The sequence below is a fragment of the Synechococcus sp. R55.7 genome (assembly GCF_047461955.1).
Lineage (GTDB): Bacteria > Cyanobacteriota > Cyanobacteriia > Thermostichales > Thermostichaceae > Thermostichus.
In genome coordinates this window covers 1-5,936 of the sequence record NZ_JANSIC010000160.1, presented here as the reverse complement: position 1 = coordinate 5,936, position 5,936 = coordinate 1, and the positions used below count along the sequence as shown (strand labels likewise).

General features: G+C 60.1%; 6 protein-coding genes and 1 tRNA gene. 5 read left to right on the top strand and 2 right to left on the bottom strand.

Going from position 1 to position 5,936, the window contains the following annotated elements:
* Positions 1-97 precede the first annotated feature (97 nt).
* Positions 98-511, top strand: coding sequence for a PH domain-containing protein (locus NW820_RS09075; RefSeq protein WP_011432347.1), 414 nt, complete (start codon positions 98-100; stop codon positions 509-511).
* 85 nt (positions 512-596) lie between these two features.
* Positions 597-1,748, top strand: a complete 1,152-nt coding sequence (locus NW820_RS09070; RefSeq protein ID WP_414407307.1) for a glycosyltransferase — start codon at positions 597-599, stop codon at positions 1,746-1,748.
* Here NW820_RS09070 and NW820_RS09065 read toward each other — a convergent pair.
* Positions 1,742-3,418: a hypothetical protein gene (locus NW820_RS09065; protein WP_414407306.1), complete on the bottom strand. Its 1,677-nt coding sequence runs from the start codon at positions 3,416-3,418 to the stop codon at positions 1,742-1,744. The genes NW820_RS09070 and NW820_RS09065 overlap by 7 nt on opposite strands.
* Before the next feature lie 97 nt (positions 3,419-3,515).
* Between NW820_RS09065 and NW820_RS09060 the strand changes: the two genes are divergently transcribed.
* On the top strand, positions 3,516-3,935 hold the full coding sequence (locus NW820_RS09060) for a hypothetical protein (RefSeq protein WP_414356681.1): 420 nt from the start codon (positions 3,516-3,518) through the stop codon (positions 3,933-3,935).
* Between the two features lie 137 nt (positions 3,936-4,072).
* Here NW820_RS09060 and panB read toward each other — a convergent pair whose 3' ends face one another.
* Entirely contained in the window at positions 4,073-4,858 is a 786-nt protein-coding gene (gene panB / locus NW820_RS09055; RefSeq protein WP_414382350.1) for a 3-methyl-2-oxobutanoate hydroxymethyltransferase, read from the bottom strand.
* A gap of 152 nt (positions 4,859-5,010) precedes the next feature.
* Here panB and NW820_RS09050 point away from each other — a divergent pair.
* Together NW820_RS09050 and NW820_RS09045 are read left to right on the top strand one after the other, a co-directional pair.
* Positions 5,011-5,097, top strand: a tRNA-Ser gene (locus NW820_RS09050).
* A gap of 165 nt (positions 5,098-5,262) precedes the next feature.
* A partial coding sequence (locus NW820_RS09045; protein WP_414407305.1) for a phycocyanobilin:ferredoxin oxidoreductase occupies positions 5,263-5,936 on the top strand: 674 nt, incomplete at its 3' end.

Here is a 5,936-nt window from a genome sequence, read left to right as displayed (position 1 = left end):
CCAATCCCGAACCTGCCGTTAGCCCCAGTTGGGGAAAGCTGAGAAATCGTTTAAGATCGTTAACGGCAACACTCTAAACAACCGGACGGTGCTCTGCATGGCGGTGCAAGAGGAGGTTTTTTTTGAGGGCGGCCCCCACAGTGGCGATTTGGTGTTGAACTCCTTCATTGGGGCTACACTTGTCGGCTTGCCTCTGTTTGTGGGGGCACTGGTGCGTAAGCTGTGGGTACACTATCGGATTACCAATCGTCGCATCACCGTGATTGGGGGATGGGGCGGCAAGGAGCGCTCAGATGTAATCTACGGCGAGATTGCCAAGGTGGTTATGGTGCCCCGTGGCTTGGGCGTGTGGGGAGACATGGTGCTCACCCTCAAGGACGGCAGTCGCCTGGAGATGCGGGCCCTGCCTCGCTTCCGCGAGATCTACAACTACATCAATGAGCGGATCGACGAGAAAGCCAAGCAGGTGAGCGGCCCAATTGGCAAAAAGCGCCGCTCTGCCAAGTCCTGACAGTGCCTGACCCTTGGGGATCCCTTCCTGTGGCCTTTCCCCCTCTCCCGGGCCAGCATTCGCTTGGCCTGAGCGCCTGGCCCTGGTGCACGAGTACCTGATCTGGCCGGGGGGATCGGAAAAGGTTCTGCAGGAGCTGGTGGCCTTTGCCCCCCAGGCCCCCCTTTACGTCAGTCTCTTCTCCGCTCACACCCTGCCGCCGAGCTGGCAGGAGCTGTCGATTCACACCTCTTTTTTGCAAGGCTGGGCCAAGTGGCTGGGGGTGCTGCGCCCTGATTACCATGCCCGCCTCAAGTATCTGCTGCCCTGGATGCCGTTGGCCTATGAGAGCTTCGACCTCTCCGGCTATGACTGTGTGATCTCCAGCAGCCACGCCTTTGCCAAAGGGATCCTGACGGGAGCCTCTACCCTGCACCTGAGCTACATCCACAGCCCCACCCGTTACCTCTGGGAGAACCGGGAGCTGTATCTGCAGCGAGAAGGGCTGGGGAGAAGCGGGCCTGTTGGCGCAATTGGCCAATGGCTGCTGCACCGCTTGCGCCAATGGGATTTTCTGGCAGCTCAACGTCCAGATCTGTTGATCGCCAACTCCCAGCACATTCGCCGCCGCATTGCCAAGCTCTATCGCCGCGAGGCTGTGGTCATTTATCCGCCCGTTCCGCTGCAGGGGTTGGAGCCGGTGGCGGATCCCAGCGCCGATTATGACCTGGTGGCAGGCCGACTGGTGCCCTACAAACGGGTGGATCTGGCGATTGCCGCCTGTGAACGGCTGGGTCGTCGGCTGCTGGTTGTGGGCGAAGGGCCGGAGCTGGCTCGGCTCAAGCGACTGGCGGGGCCGCAGGTGGAGTTTTTGCCCCATCAGCCCCCCGATCGTTTCCGGGAACTGCTAGCCAATTGCCGGCTGCTGCTGTTCCCCTGGGAGGAGGATTTTGGCCTAGTGGCAGTGGAGGCCCAGGCCTGCGGCCGCCCCGTGGTTGCCCTCAACCGGGGAGGTGCCCAAGAGACGGTCATCCACGGCCAAACCGGCATCCTCATTCCCGAGGCCAGTGTGGAAGCGCTGGTGGAAGGGCTGCGGCAGGCGGATCGACAGGAATGGGATCCGCAGCGGATTCGGGCCCATGCTCTGCAATTTGCCCCAGAGCGGTTTCATGCCCAGCTGGGAGCCCTGTTGCGCTGGGCTTGGCCTCGTTTTCAAGCTGGAGAACGGTTGGATCCCCGAGAATGGAGCGCTCAGTAGGGCCGCCGCTGCACAAAAGTCGGCAACTCAATCCGGTTGCGACTGCCCGTTTCCCCTCCTGCCCGTGAAGCGGCCAAAGCGGAGCGTTTCAGGAGCCTTTCTGTCCGTTGGCGCCAGCCGAGCGGGGCACTTTCTTCCCGCTCGTCCAGGGTGAGCGGCGGGATCCCTGGGGTGGGTGTTCTCCAGGTGGTGGCCGGGGAAGGAGCAGACTCGTCAGCCGCGGCAGGAATCCGTTCCTGGGCCCGATGATTCGACCTGGGCTCGACAACCGCTGGCTGAGGGGAAGCGGAGGCCGACTGACGCAGTGTGGCCAGTTGCTCTTCCAGTTCTTGATTGCGCTGCTGCAGCAGGGCCACTTCCTTTTCTTGGGTTTGCGCGTAGGCGTGGGCCTGCACACACTCGGTTTTCAAAGCCATCACCTGCTGCTGCAACTTCTCGATTTGCTTTTGGCTGACCAGATGATGGGCCTCGGCCAGTTCTCGCCCCCGCCGGGCTGCTTCCAGGCTTTCTCGGGTGTCCTGCACCTGCTGCTGAACTTCCTGCCACTGGGCAAGGGTGGGACGCTGGGCCAACTCTTGCATGAGCTGATCCCGCTCGGCTCGCAAAGCACCAAGCTCGCGGGTCAAAGCCTGCACCTGCTCCTCCAGGGCAAGGATTCGCTGCGCCTGTGAGGACTCTGTTTCCCTGAGGTGGGCGGCCTGGGCTGCTTCCGCTTCCAGCTTGGCAATCTGTTGGGCTTGCTCGGCCTGCTGCCGCTGACTCTGCTGCAGCTCTTCCAGCAAGGTGTCCCGCTCGGCCTTGGCAAAAGAGGCCTGTTGGCGCAGATGATCCAGCTCCGCCTGCAAGCGTGCCCATTGCTCTGGGGTAGGACGCTCTTCCAGTTCGCGAATACGTTGCCGGGCGGTGTTCAGGTCAGCTTCCATGTGTGCCTTTTCGGTTTCCAGATGGGTCTTCAAACGCTGCCATTCGGCTTCCGCTTGGCGGTGGGCAGCCTCTAGCTCCGCCCGTAGGGTTTCCAGTTCTTGTGCAGAAGGTCGAGCAGCCAACTCTTGGATTTGCGCTTGCAATTGTGCTTTTTCCTCCTCTAGCTGCTGTACACGGAGCTGCAGTTGGGCTTGCAAAAGCTGCACCTGCGGCAACTTGACGGCGTATTCTCCCAATTGGTTGGCCTGCTGTTTCAGCTCCAGGAGCTCCTGCTGCAGTTGGTAAAATCGGGCCGGATCGACGCGCCGCTGCAATTCCGCCTTGAGGGTTTCAATTTCCGTCTGACTGGTTTGCAACTGCTGCTGCAGAATGTGGTAGTGCTCCAGCGTTGGACGGCGCTCCATTTCCCACAGGAGATTCTGCAGTTCTTCGATGTGCTGTTGCTGAAGCTGAAAAGCCTCTAGGGTAGGGCGCTGGGCCAGCCGCGCTTTCTCCTCTTGACACGCTTGCAAAGCTTGATCCCGCTCTTGAATCTGGGCCTGTGCTTCCAGCAGTTGATGTTCCAGGCGATGGATGCACTCAATCTGCTGCAATGACAGCGCTTCCGATTCGGCGAGGGATCGCTCTAGGTTGCGCACCCGCGCCCGCAAGGCTTTTAGCTCCTCTTCCCCTTCCATATCCAGGCTGCTCGACAGGTTATGGGCCTTACTGTAGCAGATGGTTTGGGCAAAAATCCAGCTTGCCACTATATGTGGCGTGAATTTTTAGTTTTTCTCGAAAAGGACGCTAAGCCTGTTATCCCCACCCTCTATACTGAGAAGGTGAGTTTTCAGATTGAACCCTGTGATGAAGCTGGGATCCAAATCCTGGGGATGGGCGCTGGGCCTGCTGGGCGTGGCCTTGGTCGGTTGTGGTGCCGATGCGCTGACGGCCAGTACTCCGCCGCCGCCTTTGATCACCAGCAGCGATATTCCTTCTGTGGTACATCGGAACGGCTTTTTGGAGCTGGGGGTTTCGGTATCGGTGCCGGGCCGGATCCCGGCGGAGCTGGCGTTTCAGGTGTCGTGGTCAGGGATCGAGGTGCAGACGCTATCGGCAGCGCAGGTGAATTGTGTGTCGGGAGAGGTGTCTTGTACAACCCGCTTCCGCATTCGTCCTCCCCTAAGCTTGGTGCCCGGCTCCTACCTAGTCAGTTTGCGGGTCTTCGACCGGTTGGGCCAAAGCGCTGTGGTGACCGGGACGGTGCTGCTCAGGGATCCCTGAGGTCGCCCTATCCTTGCCCAGCCTTGAGAAAGCGGTGCGGTTCCCGTTCCCATAAGCATTGCGTAGCAGTAGGTAGCAGTATGAGGTGCCGTAGGCATAGCACCTCTGCCCAAGCTTTGAATGGGTAAGGGATCCCTTCAGCGGGGGGGAAATACTTTTTGGCGAACATCGTCGGCGAAAGCTTCCACTGCTTCTCGGATCGCCTGTCTCAAATTGGTATAGGCCTTGGCAAAAGGGGGGAGCCGCTCGCTCAGCCCCAGCAGGTCGTGGGTGACCAAAATCTGCCCATCGCAGGCCGGCCCGGCTCCAATGCCCAGGGTTGGGATCCCCACCTGGGCTGAGATTTGGGCAGCCAATTCCGCCGGCATGTGCTCCAAAACCAGGGCAAATGCCCCTGCTTGCTCCAGGCTGAGGGCTTCTTGCCGCAGACGCTCGGCCTCTGGAGGGTTTTTTCCCTGCTGGCGATAGCCCCCCAGTTGATGTTTGGCCTGCGGAGTGAGGCCGATATGACCCAAAACCGGGATCCCCCGCTGCACCAGAAAGGCCACCGTTTCCACCATGTCGGGGTAGCCCCCCTCCAGCTTGACCCCGTTGACTCCTGCCTCCTTCATCAACCGCCCTGCTGAGAGGAGAGCTTGTTCTTTGTGGACTTGATAAGTCAAGAAGGGCAAGTCGGCCACCAAAAAGGCCCGTTCTACCCCGCGGCGCACCGCCTGGGCGTGATGGAGCATCTGTTCCAGCGTCAGGGGCAGGGTGCTGGTATACCCCAAGTGGGTCATGGCCAAGCTGTCGCCCACCAGGATCAAGTCGATCCCAGCCTGATCCAAAATCTGAGCGGTGGCGTAGTCGGCAGCCGTGAGGGCCACCAAAGGTTGACCCGCCTGTTTGGCCTGGCGAAAGTGGTGAATGGATAGAGCAGCCATATCCCTATGATCTCATCTGGGCGTTCCCGCCAGCGGTGCGGAGCACTTTCCCATCAACCGCATCCCGCGGGAGGAGACAAGCTTGGCTTTGAGGCTGGGAAGAAGCAGGAGACTCGGTTTGCCGTTAAGATGGTAAAGCCCCACAGCTGACTGGAAGGGTGACAGAGTGGTTGATTGTGACGCTCTCGAAAAGCGTTGTGACTGCAAGGTCACCGTGGGTTCGAATCCCACCCCTTCCGTCTTCAGGCATACAGTTTTAGAACGCCTTGCCCAGCTAGGGCCTCTGGGATTTTTGGGGATCCCACCCAAGCCCTTCGCATCAGCGGTGCGGTTCCCCCATAACACTTTGGCATGGAGCCAAGGTCAAGGTTGGATGGGGTTCTTGGCCTTTCTTCTAGAGTCTTATGTTCACCGCTCCTGCTCTCTCTGCCCAACTGCATCCGCTCATTCAGGGCTTATCTGAGGCAATCCTGAACGTTTGGGGATCTACCCTCACCCTAGCCCCCTATCCTCTGCCTGAAGATCTGGGCTACGTGGAAGGCCGCCTAGAGGGTGAGAAATTGCAAATTGAAAACCGCTGCTACCAAGGGGATCCCTTTCGCAAGCTGCACCTGGAGCTGGCCCAGGCCGGGCAAAGCCTGGACATTCTCCATTGCGTTATGTTTCCGCAGCCGCAGTACCCGCTGCCGCTGTTCGGTTGCGACATTGTGGTCGGTCGCGGACAGGTGAGCGCCGCCATTGTCGATCTCTCGCCGGTGACCCCCAGCTTGCCCGATCTCTATATCCAAGAGCTGGAAGCGTTGGGATCCCATCTGGCCCCTTTCCAGCATCGGCGCCGGTTGCCGGAGTGGGGCACGATTTTTTCTCCCTACTGCCTGTTCGTCCGTCCTGCCGACGAAGCAGAGGCCGACCGCTTTTTGCACTTTGCCTGCCGTTTCCTGGAAATTCACTGCCGGCTGGCGCAGCAGATCCCCCCACAGACGGATCCCGGCCAGATTTTGGCCCACTACCAGGGGCAGCAGCGCTATTGCAGCCAGCAACAGCAGAACGACCGCACCCGCCGCGTTTTGGAAAAAGC

Excerpts from the sequence above, each read along its gene's own strand:
- NW820_RS09075 (WP_011432347.1), top strand. The coding sequence starts at position 98 with ATGGCGGTGCAAGAGGAGGTTTTTTTTGAGGGCGGCCCCCACAGTGGC.
- panB (WP_414382350.1), bottom strand. The coding sequence starts at position 4,858 with ATGGCTGCTCTATCCATTCACCACTTTCGCCAGGCCAAACAGGCGGGT.